This is a genomic window from Hahella sp. NS-SX17 (assembly GCF_057367735.1).
This window is the reverse complement of the sequence record NZ_CM170632.1, coordinates 1,814,226-1,832,038: the sequence shown is the minus strand read 5'-3', so window position 1 is coordinate 1,832,038 and position 17,813 is coordinate 1,814,226. Positions and strand designations below refer to the sequence as shown.

Genomic DNA, 17,813 nt, shown 5'->3' with positions numbered 1-17,813 from the left:
GGTGCGTTAAAAAAGAATCACAGAGCGAATGCTTTTGCCTTCGTGCATGTAATCAAAGGCTTTATTGATGTCATCCAGGGTCAGGCTGTAAGTGACCATCGGGTCCACTTTGATCTCGCCGCTGAGATATTTATCCACGTACCCCGGCAACTGACTGCGCCCTTTCACGCCGCCAAACGCAGTGCCTTTCCAGGTACGGCCAGTAACCAGCTGGAAAGGCCGCGTGGAAATTTCCTGACCGGCGCCCGCCACCCCGATAATCACCGAGGTTCCCCACCCTTTATGACAGGACTCCAGCGCCGCGCGCATCAATTGCACGTTGCCGACGCATTCAAAGGAATAGTCCACGCCGCCGTCAGTCATTTCCACCAAGGCTTCCTGAATCGGCGCCGACAGCTCTTTCGGATTCACACAGTCCGTAGCGCCCAGGGCTTTCGCCATCTCAAACTTATCAGGGTTAACGTCAACGGCGATGATCCGCCCCGCATTGGCCATCGCAGCGCCTTGAATCACGCTCAACCCAATGCCGCCCAGACCAAATACCGCCACCGTCGAGCCAGGCTCTACTTTCGCCGTGTTCAACACCGCGCCTATGCCGGTAGTGACGCCACAGCCCAGCAAACAGACTTTCTCCAAAGGCGCGTTGGGATTGATTTTGGCCAGCGCGATTTCCGGCAGTACGGTGTACTCGGAAAAGGTGGAGGTGCCCATGTAGTGATAAAGCGGCTTGCCCTTATAAGAGAAGCGCGATGTGCCGTCCGGCATCAGACCTTTGCCCTGGGTGACGCGGATAGCCTGACAGAGATTGGTCTTGCCGGATGCGCAGAACTTACACTGACCGCACTCCGGAATATAAAGAGGAATAACGTGATCGCCCGGCTTAACGGAAGTCACGCCTTCGCCGACCTCCATCACCACACCGCCGCCTTCATGTCCAAGAATAGCGGGGAAAAGTCCTTCGGGATCATCTCCTGAGAGCGTATAAGCATCGGTGTGACAGACGCCGGTGGCGACAATCTTGACCAGCACTTCTCCGGCTTTTGGCCCCTGCACGTCCACTTCGACGATTTCGAGCGGCTGGCCTGCGGCGAATGCGACGGCTGCGCGTGATTTCATATATAAGCTCCCTGGTTTTAAAGGTTATGCGTTGTAATAGATTCCAGTGAGACACTATAGGCGCCGCCAGAAAGCATCGCAATGCCCGCGGTCGGCTTCGAAGCCCTCCACCAAAAGGCGTACTTATATGATTCAAAACGGGAATTGCTCGACACTTTTGACGACAGTCTATCGCTTCTCACTTGCGAGGCGCTGAGAGCCAAGACGATACTGGGCGCGACTCAGGACGTCGCGACAACCATTATGATCCTTACAAGCAAACTGCAACCGCCTCAACTGCCCGCGCGATTACTGCCTCGGGACGCCTTGCAACAACGACTTGGCGGCATATTGAAAAAACCAGTCACTCTGGTGTCGGCGCCGCCGGGCTTTGGCAAAACCACGGCGCTGGCGCAGTTTCTTCATCGCGAACAACTCCCCTACCTGTGGTACGCCCTGGACGAACAGGACAACGTCCCCGGCATGTTCTGGCGTTATGTGTGCGCAGGCTTCGAATCCGTCTTCCCTAAAATCGGGCCACGCAGCGCACGAATTCTGTCCGTGGACGAAGACGCCTTGAACGCCGTGCGCAGTTTGCTGGATGAGTTGACGCAACTGGGACGCACCTGGCGACGCCCGGAAAGCATGTTAATGGCGATTGACGACGTGCATTACCTCAACGATCCGGCCTTATTACAGCAACTGGATTACTTTCTCGACCACCTGCCGCCTTTTCTTCATGTCGCTCTAATCAGTAGGACAATACCTGCGCTGCATATCCCTCGTCGTCAGGTCCGTGACAGCGTTCTGCTGCTGAATGCGGAACATCTGCGGCTCTCTGAAACCGAAGCGCCGCAATTTCTGCAAACCCGCCTGGGGATAAGTCTCGATGCAGCAGAGATGAAAAAGCTGCATCGCCTTACGGAAGGCTGGATCGGCGCATTGCAACTGTACGGCCTGAACCTGCAATCGCAGCCCGCCAACCGGCTGTTGTCGCTAAGCGCGCCTCCAGAGAACGTGGCCGCTTATCTGGCGGAAGAATGTTTTCAGCAACAGGACGACTGGGTGCAGACAGGCTTGCTCAATCTGGCCCTGGTTCCCCGTTTTAACTTGCAGCTCGCTAACCAGCTTTGTCCCGGCCTTGACGCCGCCCTGTTGCTGGAAAATTTGCTGAAGCGACAACTGTTTTTGTCCGAAATCAGCGCTGACGGCGCTTGGTATCGTTTCCATGATTTACTCAGGGATTGGCTGCAATTACGCAATCAGGATCGCCTGTCCAGCGAACTGCAAACGCTGCATGGTCAGGCCGCACAATGGTATGCGGAGCAGGGATATTTTTTGGAGGCCATGGAGCAGTGGACTCTGGCGGGCGATTGGGAACAGACAGCACTATGCGCAGGTCGCGCATTGCCGGAAATCCTCCGTATGGGACATTATCCGCTGGTGGCGCGCCTGCTGGCGAAAATCCCACCTGAGCAACTGCATCGCTATCCTAAGCTGTTGGCGCAAAGAGCTTTTTTACAGTTAACCCGGATGCGCTTCGACGAGGTCGAGGCCGACCTGGATCTGGCGGAGCGCTACGTGGACGATATGCTGGAGCAATCCGAGAATCCACACTCACTGGCGCAGCTGAAACGCCAATATGGATTGCAAGAATCCGAGTCCGTCAGAGAACTGAAATGCATGATCATTCTCGGACGCAGCCACATTGCCCGAATGACGGACAAACCAGAACTCGCCACCGAACAGCTTGAACAAACCCGCGACTTTCTGCCGGAACAGGACTCACCCTTCACCGCCTGGTTATTTCAGGGCCTGGGCGCGGACGAGTACATCCGTGGTTCGCTGCATGCAGCGCAATACCTGCTGATGCGCGCACTGCGCAGCAGTCGTAGATATGAGGAAGGCTTCTGTCTGCTCGCCACCTTATCCTGGTTGATTCCAGTACTTCTGCAGCAAGGCAAGCTGCAATTCGCCAAAGAGCTGCTTGATGAACAGCAGTCCTGGCTGGAAAGCCGCCACATGCACTGTCTGCCAAACTGGGGCGCCCTGCACTATCTACGTCTGCTGATTCTGCTTGAGTTGGAACAGCCCGAGGCGGCCAATCAAGAGTTGGAGCGTCTGTGGGACGCTACCGATGACCGAGTTATGGCGGTTGATCGGGTCTATCATAAATGGGGCGAGTTCGCCCTGCGTCTGGCTCAGCAAAATTACCAGCAGGCGGAAAAGGCGCTGACTCAGTTGGACGCCTATTTCCAGCAACATTTCACTCAATGGAATTTTGTCGTCCCCAGCCCCGCCACGCTCAAAGTCCTTCTCGACGCCTTGTCAGGCAACCCCTTTCCCTTGGCGCAGTGGGCCGCGACCTATGATACCCAGGCGCCCATCGTCAATTTACAACGACAGACCATTGAGCTGATGATGTACGCTCGCATCAAAATTTATCAGCAGGCGGACGAACTGGACCTGCTACTGGCGCGTCTCACTCTTATCCAGAAAGCCGGCAATCTGTATTTTTCCATTAACCTGCTGGTGCTGTGCAGTCTCAACGAGCTGGCCCAGGCCCGGCCCGGCAGCGCCAGAGAGTTTCTCAGTCAGGCCGTAAACGCCGCCGCGCCGCTGGGCGTAAGACGCCCCTTCCGGGAGGAGATTACTTTTCTGCAACCGCTCTTGCTGGATATGGCGCGTCGTGGGCAGGCGACAACATTTATCTCGGAACTGTCCGTTTATTCTTCCCCTCAAACCCGCCCGCCACGCAGCCACCGCAACTCCCCGTTAATGGAGGAGCTCAGCCAGCGTGAAACCACCATTCTGAATCACCTGTCCGCAGGGCGCAGTAATGAGGAAATCGCAGTCGCGCTGAACATCGCCGCCTCCACAGTAAAGACGCACTTGCGCAACATCTACGCCAAACTGGGGGTGCGTCGCCGAACTCAGGCGCTGGCGATTGCAAGGGAGAAAGGGCTAGTGTGATAAGAGGGTTTATATACTGAAAAACGCTGAGACAAGGGCGGTTTCAGCAGCCTCTTATCAACTTCATCAATCATCAATCATCAATCATCAAGCCATACCAGGAGTGTTGCTGCACGCCAACGGAAGCAAGCTATCCACCCACGACTTCCTGAATATCCTGCGCTTTGAGTCTCATCCACCCCGCCCCCATACGACATGAATTGTCGCAGCAAAAGGTAATATTTCAGCTCTCTTTGAGAGAACTCCCGTCACCTAATATTCGTCCAACTCACTGAAGATAAAAGGCTTATGCAGTTCAAAGCAATTCTATTCATTGCAGCCTCAATATTTGGCTCAATGGCGGCGGCGTCGACACTGACAGCGCATGGCCATGTCGCCAATTCGGCTCCTGTCCCAGTTGAAGCCGAGGCCCAGTTGCGGAATACGGACCTGCCCGTGTATCACGCCAACGCACAGTCAACGCCGCAACATGAACTGGCCGCCCCAGAACCGGCTTATCTCGCGCTTCTGGGGCTGGGAGCGATGGCGCTTTTTTTGCGCCGTCGCTCATCCCTCTAACAAACGCCATCAGGCCACCTGCTTGCCATCGTATGGAGTCGCCTGACGCGCCCCTTGTAACGCCTGCGCCCACCAGACCAGTCGATCCAACAAAATGTCCATGGACTTCTCCGCACGCGCAGGGGCCAACAGTTCGCCATTCTCATCAAACTGCTCCCAGGCGCTGGCGAAACTGACGGTATCCCTTACAGTCACGGCGTGCAGCTCTGCAAACACCAGACGTAGTTGCTCCACCGCCCGCAGACCGCCGGAAATACCGCCGTAGGATACAAACGCCACCGGCTTGGCGCGCCACTCACTGCCCACGGAGTCAATGACGAACTTCAAAGGCGCGGGATAACCGTGGTTATACTCCGGCGTCACGATGATAAATGCGTCCGCCAACCCAACACGCCGACACAGCGCTTCGACCGCTGGAGGACGCTCGCGTTGATGGTAGGGAGGCAGCGCCAGTTCCGCCGGATCAATCATATCCAGATTCAATCCCTGACGGTTGAGGACACGTCCGCCAGCCCAACGCGCCACCTTATCGCAGAAGCGCCCTTCCCGAGTGCTGCCATAAATCAACGCCACGTTAATATCACTGCCCATAAATCATTACTCCAAAGAGGTTGTTATCAAGTCTGCGGCAGTGTAAAACCTCAACTTAACTTTAGGTCAAGAGGTTTTTATGGCGAAACTTAACGCCTGTAACGCTTACAAAGAACTGAGCGTCGGAGAGGTGGCGAAACGCAGCGGCGTCGCCGTGTCCACCCTGCATTTCTATGAAGCCAAAGGATTGCTGCAGAGTAGTCGCAACGCAGGCAATCAACGTCGTTACCCAAGAGGCGTCCTGCGGAGAGTGGCGATAATCAAAGTGGCGCAGCGTACTGGCGTGCCCCTATCCGCTATCAAAGACGCTTTGTCCACCCTGCCCGAAGGACGCGCCCCCAGCGCCGCGGATTGGCGGCGTCTGTCAGAGCAATGGAAACAAGTGCTGAATGACCGAATACGTAAGCTGACCCAGTTAAGAGACCAGCTTGATGAGTGTATTGGCTGCGGCTGTCTGTCGATGGAGGATTGCCCCCTGCGCAACCCCTGGGACGAGCTGGCGGCGCAGGGCCCTGGGCCGCGATTATTAGAGCAAGATTGACCCCGGCGGACGCCGGGGCGGTAAGATTATTGATACGCCTGAAGATCAGGGACGTTCGTGTAAAAACCAGCGACGGGTTTTCATGAGTGAACGGGCGTGATCACGCAGCAGAACCCCCGCCAACGCGGTGGTGCAAGGCGCCAGCGCTTCCTGTTCACAGGCCAGCTCAAAAGACTCAAAAATATCCTTCGGCCCTGACTTTGCGTTGAACTGCAACATGGTTCCATAGTGGGCCACCAGCTCTGCGCCATACTTTTCATGCCAATGCCGCAGCATGGCGATGCAAGCTTCAGAACCTACGTTTTCGGCGCCGTACCAATGCATGTACGCCAATGCTTCCCAAGGCCTGATAGTTGGCAGCAGCATCAACGCCTGCGCCTGCCCTTGCGGCTCATACCAATCGATATGGTCACAGTACTCCGGCTCCAGCACGTCTCCGGCGCCGGAATGCTGAATTTCCCATTCCAGCATCCAGCGTTCGAAGTCGAAGTATCCTTTGATCCGCTTACCGGCAATCAGCTTGTTGATTTCATCCAAGCCAGGGACCTTGCCAAAGCGCTCTTTGGTGTGACCGAGGCTGTATTCGAAATTTTCCTCCAGGTCTTCGGAGTACAGGTGATCATGACTCGCCAGAACCGCCTGTATATCAGCCGTCGCCGCACCGGCGCATATCGCTTCAGGCGACAGATCCCGGTCCGCCCCCGACGGCTCCCAGCCATAAGGACGACGCATAAACGCATCTTCATTGAGCACAGCTTCACGCCAACTGCCTGCATCATTCAACCAGCAGGCATGCAACACCGGCCACATGCCAGTCTGCTCGGAAATAGAACGAAACTCCGCCCATAAATCCATCGCCTCTCCGGCGGTAATCTCAACAGCGAAAGCCTTACGGGCGACGCCCTGCACGTCCATCATCACAACTTCGTGCTCGTCATAACCGATCCCCTGGAGAATCTCACATAACTGGTTTTCGGTTTCTAACATTGCGCAACCTTCCTTCACATCTAACAGTTTCAGTACGGGGCAGATTTATTTCTCTTACCTTGAGTTTAGTATCAGGAAAACTTTAAACCAAACCTCAGAGGATAAACCTATGTAAACGATTGTGTAATCGACACAACACCATCGTCAGGATTCAGCAAAGAGATATACTGTATTGAAAGCCATTCGCTGCATAGGAACATGTGGCGCCAGCCTGCTCAAAGCAGGCCAGACAGGAGACTCGAATGAAGGTGGCGGAAGGGGCCCGGTTCCAAGCGCTGGATGCGTTGCGCGGTATCGCCGCGCTGGCGGTCGTATTTTTTCACTTATACATTAATCTGTGGCGCGAACTTCACTGGTTGCCCGAGCCCATCCGCCTGGCGCTTAATTATGGCTATCTCGGCGTAGCGACATTTTTCGTATTGAGCGGCTTTGTTATCGCCCACACTGTGCGTTGCGAGGGCGCGGACTTTCGTTACATGGGGAAGTTTGCGCTACGCCGGGCTGTTCGCCTTGATCCGCCTTATTGGGCCTCCATCGCTATTACAATTGTCCTGGCGCTGCTGGTGCAAAGGGTATTTCAGGTGGCGCAGATATATCCTTCGGTGGAAAACGTCATCGCCCATATTTTCTACCTGCAATACTTTTTAGGGTATCCCCCGGTGATATCAGAGGTGTACTGGACACTTTGCATTGAAGTCCAGCTGTACCTGTTTTTGGTTCTGGTGTATGTATTGGCCAATAAGTTAAAGGCATGGCGCAATATCGATACAGTGCGATACAGCTTGCTGTTTATGTTCGCCGTTGGCGTGATATCCGTTCTACAGACCCATAAGACGTTACCCGGTCTATTGCAGGGCTTGTTTCTCCCCTACTGGCATTATTTCTTCCTCGGGGTATCGGCTTATTATGCGTTAAACGGCGTAGCTTGGATGAAGTACCTGTTTTTTGTATTCGTAGGCGTCGAGGTCATACTCCAAAGCATCTCCAGTGTGAACGGATATGTCATCGTCGGCCTCGCCAGCGTCGCGCTAATCTACCTGTTTGGCCTGGCGGGCTGGCTCACCACAGGGCTGGCGCAATGGCCTCTGCAATACTTGGGAAAAATATCTTACAGCCTCTACCTGATACACTCCGACATCGGCTGGAAAGCCGTCTCTTTCGGAAAGCGCCTATTGGAAGAGCAGGACATAACGCCGCTTTTATCCCTGCTTCTGTTTCTGTTTGGACTGGTCGTCAGCATCGTCGCGGCTCAGTGTCTTTACTGGATGGTTGAGCGCCCTTCCATACGGCTGGCGAAAAAGTTAAAACGCCTTTCCACCGAAAATACATCCCCCGAACCTGAGGCTACAGGAGGCGTTCCAGAGAAAGGCGCTCATTATTAAACCCCGCCATTTCAGACCATAAGAAGGACGTTGTTTGTCCGTCTGATTAATAGCATGCTTACCAACCCCTTCCTCCGTGAAATCCACGTTTGCCGTGTTTTTCTATAAACGCCACCAACGTGGCTTTCTGCTCAGGCGTCAGCGTGCTGTGCAATCTTGCAAGGGTCGGCAATATGCTGACGACAGCTTCGTTCATCTGTTGCTGGTGGGTCTCAAAAGCCGTGAGAATTTTCGCCTCATCCAACTGTTCGCTGTTGATTTGCGTGATTAACAACTCCCGCGAGCCCTCCCGCTCCACCTTCATTTTTTGCTTCGCCGTCTGGATCTGCACAAGCAATTCATCCAGGATCACTTGCTGATTGGGGTTAAGTTCTAATTCGTCGCTGACCCACTCCTTAGCGTATTCCCAACGCTTATCAGGATCGTGGCGACAGGCGATAGTCCCCAAAGACATTGCTGCGACCAAGATCCACAACAATGGCTTTCTGACATATTTATCCACTTTCATAGCGCGTTTCCTCGTGATGTTTAACATGATGATCAACGTGCTCAGTTTAAGTTTACGCTCAAGGGTATTCTTTTCACCGCCGTATCGACCTGTTTCACTTTGTAACGCACTATCCAATTGATAAAAAAGCATTTTTCCCAAAAGTATAAGAGAGATACGATACTTTGCCGCTACAGCGCCGCCGACAGTCGCACTATGATGTAACTCCGACTCCCAGTTTCTGTCGCGAACCTTTATGAACTTGCTGCTGATTGATGACGATAATGACTTGGCGCGACTGTTAAACCGCTACTTCCAGCGCTTCGGGTGGGAACTTCGACATGCCTCCGCGCCGTCAATCGCCTACGCGCAATTACAACAAAGCCAGCCAGACGCCATTATTCTCGATGTCATGTTGCCAGAGGAGGATGGATTTTCCGTGTGCCGCAGGCTTCGACATGACTACACAACGCCAATCATTATGTTGACAGCGCGCGGCGAGGTGACGGATCGCATTGTTGGGTTGGAACTGGGCGCAGACGACTACCTGCCGAAGCCCTTTGAGCCGAGAGAACTGGCTGCGCGCATTCAAAGCATCACCCGCCGTCACGCCTCTGTGGAAAAGCCATCGCCTCGGATGCAATTCCGTGATCTGGAGATAAACCCGACAACACAGGAAGTGCTCGTAGCCGGACGCCCGCTGACGCTGACCACTTCCGAGTTCCGTTTATTGCTTCTGTTCGCGTCCATCCCGGGCAAAGTATTTTCCCGGGATGAAATCATGAACAGCCTGAAAGGAACGGAAGTGGAGCTCTTCTCCCGCGCGATCGATATTACTGTGAGCCGCCTGCGACAAAAAATGAAAACCAAAAGCAAAAGGGAATTCATAAAAACGGTGTGGGGCGCAGGTTACCGTTTTGTCGGAGAAGCGCTGTGAGGTTGAAGCAATGGCGTCGCAGAACGCACTCATTGTCGGTCAGGCTGATGCTGATATTCCTGGCGACCGCTCTCGCCGTCTTCCTGCTTATCGTAGCGGCGTTCAAGAATATCTCTCAGGAGCGCGCCCACGTTTTCTGGAAAGATATTTTTGCAGATTACTTTTACTCTCTCGGCACCAATATTCAACCTCCCTACGACCCCACCAAAATTGCTGCGATAGAGAGCCTCACCCATACACGGATAGGCATCCGAAACTCTCTAGGCGCCTGGGAGTCCGCTCCCCCTCCGTTCGCAGACAGCCGCCTGGAGTTTCGCCAAACCGGCGATACCCGCATCCAGTTCACCCGCTGGCAGGGCTATTTCATTCTAAGAATGACGCGTCAGGACGCCATCATCTATTTTTACGCTCGCCCGTTTGAAGGTGAAGGCGACCTTACCGTTATCGCAGTGGCCTTACTGCTTTCCATATTACTGGTGATCTTCCTTTGCTTTCTGAGCATCAAACGTCTGCTCAGACCGATTGGCTGGCTGAACCAAGCTGCGCAAAAAGTGGCGGTCGGCGACTTCCAGCAGCATATCCCCACCATAAGGCAGGACGAACTGGGTCAATTGAGCGAGACCTTCACCGCCATGTCCGCCCAAATAGAGTCCATGCTAAACGCCAAACGGCAACTCTTGCTGGCTATCAGTCATGAACTTAAATCTCCCCTCACCCGTATGCGCGTCGCCGGCGAGATGATAGAGGATGAGGAACAGCGCAGTGATTTGGTGCGGGAGATACATCTTATGGACCGCCTGATTACAGAACTGCTGGAATGTGAAAAGCTTGAATCCGGCCACAGCGCGCTCCAACGGCATGATGTGGATGCGCAAAGGCTGTTGGGTGAGTTGATAAACGACCGCTTCCCGATGCAGCGTTCTCTGATCAAAATCGAACCCCACTCTGGGGGTTTGGCGTCACTGGACCCTGTTCGCTTCAAACTACTGGCGGCCAATCTGATTGATAACGCCATAAAGCATGGCGGGGGTGAAGGCATTGTCGCAAGTTGGCGACAGTATGCCGATTACGGCGTGCTGGTGGTTGAAGACAGCGGTCCCGGGGTTGATCCTGGGCAGCTAACAGCGCTGACGGAGCCCTTTTATCGAGGCGATCAATCCCGCGCGCATACCGGTGGGCTTGGGCTGGGGCTGTACCTGTGCCGGCAAATTGCTAAGGCTCACGGCGGCGAACTTCACATTGACAGCAAGAAGGGCAAGGGAACCCGGGTTTCTATCAGGTTCCCGCTAAGCAATTAATCAGGCAGACACTTCTATTTGCTTTGTCTCCCGCGACTGGCCGTCGCGCAGACGCATCCATGCGCCCGGGTATTAACCTGCCAATTTCATTGCCAAGTTAATAGATCACAGGCTGGGACAGCTCGGTATCTCACAGGCGACAACAGACTTGCGCCCCAGAATATCCGCGACCTCCTGCGGCGTAGTGGAAATAGTCGCGTCATCGGGGGCCAGCGTATTCGCACATTTCGCCGCATCCATCGCTACATCGCACCCTTGCTGGGCGAGAGCATAGGACAGATTATTCCAGCCTTCCGCCTTCTGCGGTTGTAGCGCTACTAATTGTCGAAAGGCTGTTTCCGCAACAGTGTAATCGCTGGCCGCATAAGCAAGATTCCCCAACCCCAGTTGCAAAATAGCGGAGTCTGGCCAACGCTTCACCGCCGCCGCATATGTGGCGCGGGCTTGCTGCGGGTGTCCGGTGTTCGCTAAATCCTGCGCCGCCTTGGCTACAGGAAAAGGCTCTCCGGTAGCGGGCAACTCTCCGGGTGGCAGGATAACGCGCGCCCAATAGCCGCCATTTTTCCAGGTGCGCTCAAAGGTACGCAGCAGTAGCGTCTCACGTTCGGTGACGCCCGAACGCAGAATGATTTCCGCGCTGGCGAAGTCATACCCAATCACCACAGCAAAATGCCAGACCGGGCTCCAGCTCAACCCAAGGTTCTGAAACACCAGGACAGGGTGTCCCGCAGCCACTTCGCGCAGGATATTCTCCATTTCAGGCTGCAATGGATACGCAAGCCGACCATAACTGCGGGCGGCGGCGATCATCTCTACCTGGAAGCTACCCTGCCGGTCCGGCACATAGACTAACCCAACCAGATCGTCGGGAAGGACCGGTTGTTCCGGCGTTGTCAGCACTGTCGCCAATGCCGCCGGGCCGCACTGATATTCAGATTGGGGGAAAAACGGAGTCGCGGTAAGTTCCGCCTGAGAAGGAATATCGCTGGGCGGCGTCGACATCAGCGCCGCCGACTGCGGCAGGGAACCGCAGCCAGAGAGCGCCGCGACAATGACCAGCGTCATTGCCGCGGTATAAGCTTGAACTTGCTTAAACAAAGCTTTGACGATAATGCGTCTGCTTAGCGCTTACCAATGGGTTTAATCACAGGGAAAATATTAGTTGTGCCCAACAGGTCCAGCACAATCAAAATAACGAAAATTACCAGGATTATGCCTATTGCTGAGCCGGCGCCGGCTGGCATTTCGTTGATCTGTTTGTTGAATTCCGCAATCTCGTCCGCAGTCATGTTCGCGACGCGCGCTTCAACGTCTTCCTGGCTTACGCCCAGACTTAGCAAAACTTCTTTCGCTTCATCCGAACCAGTAATGCTTAAAATCTGCTCACGATCATAGTTTTGCTGCTCAACCTGAATCTGAGTATCAGTTGAAACCATCGCCGCACGCACTGCAGCGCTTTGCAAGCTCAATACGAACATGCTCAGGCTCAGCAATACAGCGGTTACTTGCTTAATCAGGCGTTTGGTTTGCATAGTCGTTCCTCATTTCTTTTGGTAAGAGAGTCGTTAGAATTATTACTGCGACATCAGCGTCGCGTCGACGAAAGAAACAGAATTCTAAGCGCCGCAACGCAAAAGCGAAAGCGCAAACGCCCCGCTGCGAGGTATTTATTCACAACAGGGCGCTTACTTTTTCCGGCGCCGGACCTGCGGCGCCGGAGCTCACTTTTCGCAATCCTTCGCGATCCCAGAGCGGGTTACAGGCTCGCGCCCTGTGGCACGATTTCCACACGGCGGTTCATCTGACGGCCTTGCTCATCTGAGTTCTCAGCCAGCGGCTGTTCTTCGCCGTGAGGAACCACTACGAAATCAACCTGCCCGGAGACCAGATTGCGCAATGCCTGCACAGTGCTGTTGGCGCGATCGGCGGACAGCTTGCGGTTGTAGTCGGAAGAACCTGTGTCATCCGCATGGCCGTGCACTTCAACACGGTTGTAGGAGCCGTCCTGTATATAACTCGCCCACTGTTGCAGATCGCCCTGTTCACCGGGAGCAATTTTGGCGGAGTCGAATGCAAATTCAATATTAGCGCTGGGCATTGGCGCAGCTTCCACAACGGGCTCTGGAGCTGGCTCAACCACAGGCTCTGGCTGGGCCGGTTCGATAACAACCGGCTCTTCAACCACAGGCTCTGGCTGGCTGGACGCACACGCGGACAGACCAATCACAGCAGCCGCCAATAAACTGAATTTAGACAGGTTTTTCATGTTGTTTCCTCATTTCTACTATCTAATTACGGGGCAACCATTCCTTAGGCGGCTCCCTATCTTTGGGCGCCCGGTTAAATCACCAAGCGGTTTCTGTAATTCTCGTTGGCCGTTCTCTCCTCTCATTCCCAGATCAGTGGAGAGTTTCTCTTCGACTCCAGGCGAATCTAATGAGGGGGCGGCCTCCTGGCGTTCTTCACAAGTCAGCAAACGGTTATCCACGCGGGCTACTCCATCAACAGAGAGCGCCACTTGCTCCGCCAACACTTTCTCGATTTCAGTGTCGACATCTCCTTTCAGTACTGCCTTGTCGCGAATCACCGTCACCTGGATCGCGAACGCTCGCAATGCAGGGTTCAATAAATAGCGGGTCTGGATAACCCCTTCCTTCCAGCCTTCTGCGAAAGGACTGCGTTCGCGGTCATTAGCTCCGGCGGACATCGCCGCGACGGATAAAACCGCCATGACGAAAATCTGCAACCATCGCATAACCACTTTCGAACACATCTCGCTTCTCCCTTACAGCCAGCACGACCGCCCATCCCGGGCTCGTTACACTAGTCTTCAATGCTACGAACTGATCTCCGCCGCGTCCGCCTTGACGGACGCCGACTTGTTGTGAGCCGAAGACATGAAGTCCTCATATTCAACCAGGGAAATATCTCCGCTACGGTCCATATCGAACATTTCAAAAGCGTTGATCAGATCCTGCCGGTTACGCGCCTCAAACCTGCTGATAAGGGCGTCCGCATCCTTATCCATTTCCACGAAACCAGGGATAGTGATCTCGAACTGGTTATCGGCTGTGGCCGCCTGCGCTCCGCTAACTGCAGCGCATAGCGCCAGAAAAATGGTCAGCAGAGTTTTCATAGTGCGGCTCCTTTATCATTCAGGATCAAATGTCAGTGAGTTGAAGTCCGGCCTTAACACCGCCAGTCCGATTAACAATACAAGAACACTAACAATTTTCGCTCCATAAAAAACATACTTGTTAAAATTCAATAAGTTAAAAACATTTTCATTTATTAACCATTTTCCCGCTGGCGCTTAAACTGTTGCCTAACGGACACAGCCTGATTTACTAGGACCACAATAAATCCATAAATTTCAATTAGTTAATGTGTTGCCATTTTGCAACTATAGGAATAACGCAGAAAACTCGGTATCGTTGCGAAAACTTTCCGGATTGCAAAAACGACCAATGGGTTTTCCTTTTTACTCTATCTCTCTTACCCGGCAGTGGGCCCTGGGGATGCTGCTGGCGGTAGCGCCGCTGATCGTAGCGGTCGGCTACGCGATCTGGTCGATGGATAAGCACAACCGTCGCCAGAATGAATTAGTGGAATCCACTGCTGCGATTAACCGGCAAATGTCAGCTTTACAAGAACTGGTGAAAGAACTGGAACGTTCTGCTCGCCAGTTTGTTGTTTTACAGGACGCGCGTTTCGAGAAAATCTACGGAGAGAAGTACGCCAAGCTGCAGGAACAGGCGACGGCGCTTGAACGCAATATCGGCTCCGCCAAAATGAGCGATATGGTGAGTCAACTGCTGCGGGTGACTCACCGCAGCGCGCTTTCCATCACAGCGCCGGCCAAGCGGGAAACCGCCCCAGAGCAATTGGCGACAGCTAAAGGCGTAGAAGCAGAAGAAACCCTCAACGAAGTGGTCGGGCCAGAGTTCGAGGCCAACAGCCTGGGCCGACTGACCGCTATCTTCAACAGCGCGGCGGAGATTACATCCAATATCACCGCCCAGGCCAATGAGGCGCTAAACGCTTCCCTGGCGGAGCAGAAGGAAGGGTTTCGCACCACCCAATGGTGGCTCGCCATCTTGGGCTTATTGGCCTTGCCGGCCTCATTCGCAATCATGGTGATCTGGTCTTACGTCATCACACGCCCGCTTAATAATCTCTCACAGACCATTCGTCGCATCGGAGAAGGCGAACTGGAAGGCAACGCCAAAGTGGAAGGGCCGGAAGAGTTCCAGGTGCTGGGCAAACGACTGGAATGGCTGCGCGAAAACCTGGAGTTGATAGAGCAACAAAAAAGCGCCTTTCTACGTCATGTCACTCACGAACTGAAAACTCCTCTGGCGGCGATTTTCGAAGCCAGCGCACTATTGACGGAAGAAATTCCCGGCCCCCTGACCGGCGAACAAAGAAAGGTGGTGGAAATTCTGTTCGACAACGCCACCCGCCTGCAGGAAATGATTCAGCAACTACTGAACTTCAACAGTGTGCGCCTTGCCGCAGGCGGCCCTCGCCAGACATTGGCGTTGCCGGAGTTTCTGCACAAATCCATCGAACGTTATCGCTCCCTGGCCAACGCGAATCAGGTTTACGTAGAGGTTCCCAAGTCCCCTATCAACGTGGAAAGTGACCCGGTTTTATTGGAAATGATCTTCAATAACCTGCTCAGCAACGCCATCCACTTCTCGCCTCCGGGCAGCCGCATCGCCCTGGGCTGGGGAAAAACGGAATCGGAGGGAGAAAAACCAGCGGGTTGGTGGCTGGAAGTTCGCGATCAGGGACCTGGCATCTCCGATCATGACAAAGAAAAAATATTCACGCCGTTCTTCCAAGGCGACAATAAGCGCCAGGGAGCGACAAAGGGAAGCGGACTCGGACTGGCCATCGTCGCGGAATGCCTGCGTCATCTCGGCGGCGACGTACAAGTCATGGATGAGGAGCCAAACGGGGCCCGCTTTTATATCAGTTTCACGGATTACACATGACAGCTTTTAACTCTAGAAAAGTAATTTTTTCCCTCGGCGTCGTATTGGGCCTGCTAGTCCAGTCCGGTTGCAAAAACCTGGCGCTGGTGACCAATGCAGTAGGAGGAGATCCCAACTCTCCGCTGCTGCTGGAACGTATTCCCGAGCCGGATCTCGCCGACATACTCGAGCAGCGAGATAAATACTGCCAAAGAAGCAAGGAAGCGCGTACTCGGCGCCTGGAGCGAATGTCGTTAAAACATCGCGCGGAGGCGTTCGAAACCATCATGATCGCCAGCTGTGAGCCAGACTTCTATCCCGGCGTCATGCAAACCGCTCTGCAGTCCTTGCGCAAGCACCAGGACTGGGGGTCGGGAACACAGCGCTTCATTAACCTCATGCAGGACGTTTCCGACTCCCAGCAACGCATGCTGGCCTATAACCAGAAGCTGAAGCAAAAGCTCGAACAAACTATAGAAGCCATTGGCGCCATCGAAGAAGGCATTAACCAACGTACGGAAGAGTCTCCCAAATGAACGAACCCATCGCCAGCCACAACGATATTCTCGTCGTCGACGACGACTCTGGTTTATTGCAGCTGATGTCCATGCGCCTGAAAGCGCTGGGGTACGCCTCCAGACTGGTGGAAAGCGGCGAGGATGCATTACGGGAAATTCGCCGCAAGCAACCGATCCTGGTGATCTCCGATCTAAAAATGGACGGCATGGATGGCATACAGCTACTGGAGCATATTCAACGGGACTGGCCCGGCACCCCGGTGATAATGCTGACGGCGCATGGCTCTATTTCAGAGGCGGTGGTGGCCACCCAGAAAGGCGCCTTCGCTTTCCTCACCAAACCAGTGGACCGCGAAGAGCTTCGCACCACCATTGAAAAAGCCCTGGCCGGCCATTCCGCCAACGAAAGCGCCGCCAGCGTATTTCAGTCCATCGTTACGCGCAGCGCCAAGCTCTATCAGTTATTGGAACAGGCGAAAATGGTGGCGCAAAGCGACGTCAACGTCTTGATTCAAGGCGAAAGCGGCACCGGTAAAGAGGTATTGGCGCAGGCGATCCATGACGCCAGCCCGCGTCGAGATAAGCCTTTCATCCCCATTAACTGCGGCGCCATACCAGACGAACTAATGGAGTCTGAGCTGTTCGGCCATAAAAAAGGCTCTTTTACCGGGGCCGTTCGCGATCATGTGGGCCTGTTTGAAACGGCCGACGGCGGCACCGTCTTCCTTGACGAAATCGGCGATATGCCCATGCACCTGCAAGTCAAACTGTTACGGGTGCTGCAGGAACGCAAAATCAAACCTATCGGCTCCACCACCTATATCGATGTGGACATTCGCATCATTTCCGCCACGCATAAAGACCTGCTCAGCATGATCGACGAGCAGACTTTCCGCGAAGACCTCTACTATCGACTCAATGTGGTTAACCTGGTGCTGCCGCCTCTGCGCGAGCGGCGCGAAGACATCCCTCTGCTGCTGAATCATTTTCTGGAGCGCGTAGCGCAACGCTACGGCCAAAGCTGCAAACGCATCGCGCCAGACGCTCTGGACGCGCTGATTTCCTATTCCTGGCCAGGCAACATTCGGGAACTGATCAACCTGAGCGAAAAATGTCACGCCCTAAACGCCGGCGCCGTCATCTCCCGCCAATTGATCGAACAGGCCCTGCCGCGCTTCCAGCGAGAGCAGAACCAGGAAGTGACGCTGTCCGAAGCTAAGCGGATTTTTGAAAAAGAATACGTAGAAAAGTTATTGAGCATGACCAACGGCAATATCCCGGAAGCCGCCCGTATGGCGGATCGTAATCGCTCAGATTTTTATAAAATCGTGAAAAAGCACGGCATTGACCCCGAACTGTATAAGGTCAGTCAATAACTCTCGCCGCTCACAACAGCCTTCCTCTACTCCGTCAGCCAGGGGCGTCCATGGACGCTCCGCCATTCGTAAAACATTGAAACAGTTCGTA

At 54.2% G+C, this 17,813-nt stretch carries 18 protein-coding genes; 9 read left to right on the top strand and 9 right to left on the bottom strand.

Going from position 1 to position 17,813, the window contains the following annotated elements:
- Positions 1-6: 6 nt before the first annotated feature.
- Positions 7-1,116: an S-(hydroxymethyl)glutathione dehydrogenase/class III alcohol dehydrogenase gene (locus AC2IBB_RS08340; RefSeq protein WP_486332419.1), complete on the bottom strand. Its 1,110-nt coding sequence runs from the start codon at positions 1,114-1,116 to the stop codon at positions 7-9.
- Between the two features lie 81 nt (positions 1,117-1,197).
- Between AC2IBB_RS08340 and AC2IBB_RS08335 the strand changes: the two genes are divergently transcribed.
- Entirely contained in the window at positions 1,198-4,068 is a 2,871-nt protein-coding gene (locus AC2IBB_RS08335) for a LuxR C-terminal-related transcriptional regulator (RefSeq protein WP_486332418.1), read from the top strand.
- Between the two features lie 288 nt (positions 4,069-4,356).
- Positions 4,357-4,626, top strand: a complete 270-nt coding sequence (locus tag AC2IBB_RS08330) for a PEP-CTERM sorting domain-containing protein (protein WP_486332417.1) — start codon at positions 4,357-4,359, stop codon at positions 4,624-4,626.
- A gap of 9 nt (positions 4,627-4,635) precedes the next feature.
- Here AC2IBB_RS08330 and AC2IBB_RS08325 read toward each other — a convergent pair whose 3' ends face one another.
- Entirely contained in the window at positions 4,636-5,217 is a 582-nt protein-coding gene (locus AC2IBB_RS08325) for an NADPH-dependent FMN reductase (protein WP_486332416.1), read from the bottom strand.
- Between the two features lie 79 nt (positions 5,218-5,296).
- Between AC2IBB_RS08325 and soxR the strand changes: the two genes are divergently transcribed.
- Positions 5,297-5,758, top strand: coding sequence for a redox-sensitive transcriptional activator SoxR (gene soxR, locus AC2IBB_RS08320; RefSeq protein WP_486332415.1), 462 nt, complete (start codon positions 5,297-5,299; stop codon positions 5,756-5,758).
- 45 nt (positions 5,759-5,803) lie between these two features.
- On the opposite strand, the gene AC2IBB_RS08315 is transcribed toward soxR, so the two are convergent.
- Positions 5,804-6,745 carry a DUF4253 domain-containing protein gene (locus tag AC2IBB_RS08315; protein ID WP_486332414.1) on the bottom strand — a complete coding sequence of 314 codons (942 nt, stop codon included), beginning with the start codon at positions 6,743-6,745 and terminating at the stop codon, positions 5,804-5,806.
- A 242-nt stretch (positions 6,746-6,987) separates the two neighbouring features.
- On the opposite strand from AC2IBB_RS08315, the gene AC2IBB_RS08310 reads away from it, so the two are divergent.
- A complete protein-coding gene (locus tag AC2IBB_RS08310) occupies positions 6,988-8,127 on the top strand; it encodes an acyltransferase family protein (RefSeq protein WP_486332413.1) in 1,140 nt (379 codons plus the stop codon).
- Between the two features lie 58 nt (positions 8,128-8,185).
- Here AC2IBB_RS08310 and AC2IBB_RS08305 read toward each other — a convergent pair whose 3' ends face one another.
- Positions 8,186-8,635, bottom strand: a complete 450-nt coding sequence (locus AC2IBB_RS08305) for a Spy/CpxP family protein refolding chaperone (protein ID WP_486332412.1) — start codon at positions 8,633-8,635, stop codon at positions 8,186-8,188.
- Positions 8,636-8,870: 235 nt separating this feature from the next.
- Here AC2IBB_RS08305 and AC2IBB_RS08300 point away from each other — a divergent pair, with 235 nt between their 5' ends.
- Both AC2IBB_RS08300 and AC2IBB_RS08295 read left to right on the top strand, forming a co-directional pair.
- Complete coding sequence (locus AC2IBB_RS08300) at positions 8,871-9,551, top strand: response regulator transcription factor (RefSeq protein WP_486332411.1); 681 nt, start codon at positions 8,871-8,873, stop codon at positions 9,549-9,551.
- Positions 9,548-10,849 (top strand): sensor histidine kinase, encoded by a 1,302-nt coding sequence (locus AC2IBB_RS08295; protein WP_486332410.1) that lies wholly within the window; start codon positions 9,548-9,550, stop codon positions 10,847-10,849. Before AC2IBB_RS08300 ends, AC2IBB_RS08295 begins: the two co-directional genes overlap by 4 nt.
- 105 nt (positions 10,850-10,954) lie before the next feature.
- Here AC2IBB_RS08295 and AC2IBB_RS08290 read toward each other — a convergent pair whose 3' ends face one another.
- The 5 genes from AC2IBB_RS08290 to AC2IBB_RS08270 form a co-directional block, all read right to left on the bottom strand.
- Positions 10,955-11,914, bottom strand: coding sequence for a PA2778 family cysteine peptidase (locus AC2IBB_RS08290; protein WP_486332409.1), 960 nt, complete (start codon positions 11,912-11,914; stop codon positions 10,955-10,957).
- Between the two features lie 56 nt (positions 11,915-11,970).
- Positions 11,971-12,381, bottom strand: coding sequence for a PA2779 family protein (locus AC2IBB_RS08285; RefSeq protein ID WP_486332408.1), 411 nt, complete (start codon positions 12,379-12,381; stop codon positions 11,971-11,973).
- A 224-nt stretch (positions 12,382-12,605) separates the two neighbouring features.
- Entirely contained in the window at positions 12,606-13,115 is a 510-nt protein-coding gene (locus AC2IBB_RS08280) for an OmpA family protein (RefSeq protein ID WP_486332407.1), read from the bottom strand.
- 18 nt (positions 13,116-13,133) lie between these two features.
- Positions 13,134-13,622, bottom strand: coding sequence for a BON domain-containing protein (locus AC2IBB_RS08275; RefSeq protein ID WP_486332406.1), 489 nt, complete (start codon positions 13,620-13,622; stop codon positions 13,134-13,136).
- Between the two features lie 63 nt (positions 13,623-13,685).
- Positions 13,686-13,985: an EF-hand domain-containing protein gene (locus AC2IBB_RS08270; RefSeq protein ID WP_486332405.1), complete on the bottom strand. Its 300-nt coding sequence runs from the start codon at positions 13,983-13,985 to the stop codon at positions 13,686-13,688.
- 331 nt (positions 13,986-14,316) lie between these two features.
- Between AC2IBB_RS08270 and AC2IBB_RS08265 the strand changes: the two genes are divergently transcribed.
- The 3 genes from AC2IBB_RS08265 to AC2IBB_RS08255 are packed head-to-tail and all read left to right on the top strand — an operon-like array spanning position 14,317 to position 17,722.
- Complete coding sequence (locus AC2IBB_RS08265) at positions 14,317-15,849, top strand: sensor histidine kinase (protein ID WP_486332404.1); 1,533 nt, start codon at positions 14,317-14,319, stop codon at positions 15,847-15,849.
- The gene (locus AC2IBB_RS08260) at positions 15,846-16,364 is read left to right on the top strand and encodes a hypothetical protein (protein ID WP_486332403.1); all 519 of its coding nucleotides are present in this window, start codon (positions 15,846-15,848) and stop codon (positions 16,362-16,364) included. The genes AC2IBB_RS08265 and AC2IBB_RS08260 overlap by 4 nt, the downstream gene beginning before the upstream one ends.
- Positions 16,361-17,722 carry a sigma 54-interacting transcriptional regulator gene (locus tag AC2IBB_RS08255; protein WP_486332402.1) on the top strand — a complete coding sequence of 454 codons (1,362 nt, stop codon included), beginning with the start codon at positions 16,361-16,363 and terminating at the stop codon, positions 17,720-17,722. The genes AC2IBB_RS08260 and AC2IBB_RS08255 overlap by 4 nt, the downstream gene beginning before the upstream one ends.
- The last annotated feature ends 91 nt before the right edge of the window (positions 17,723-17,813 follow it).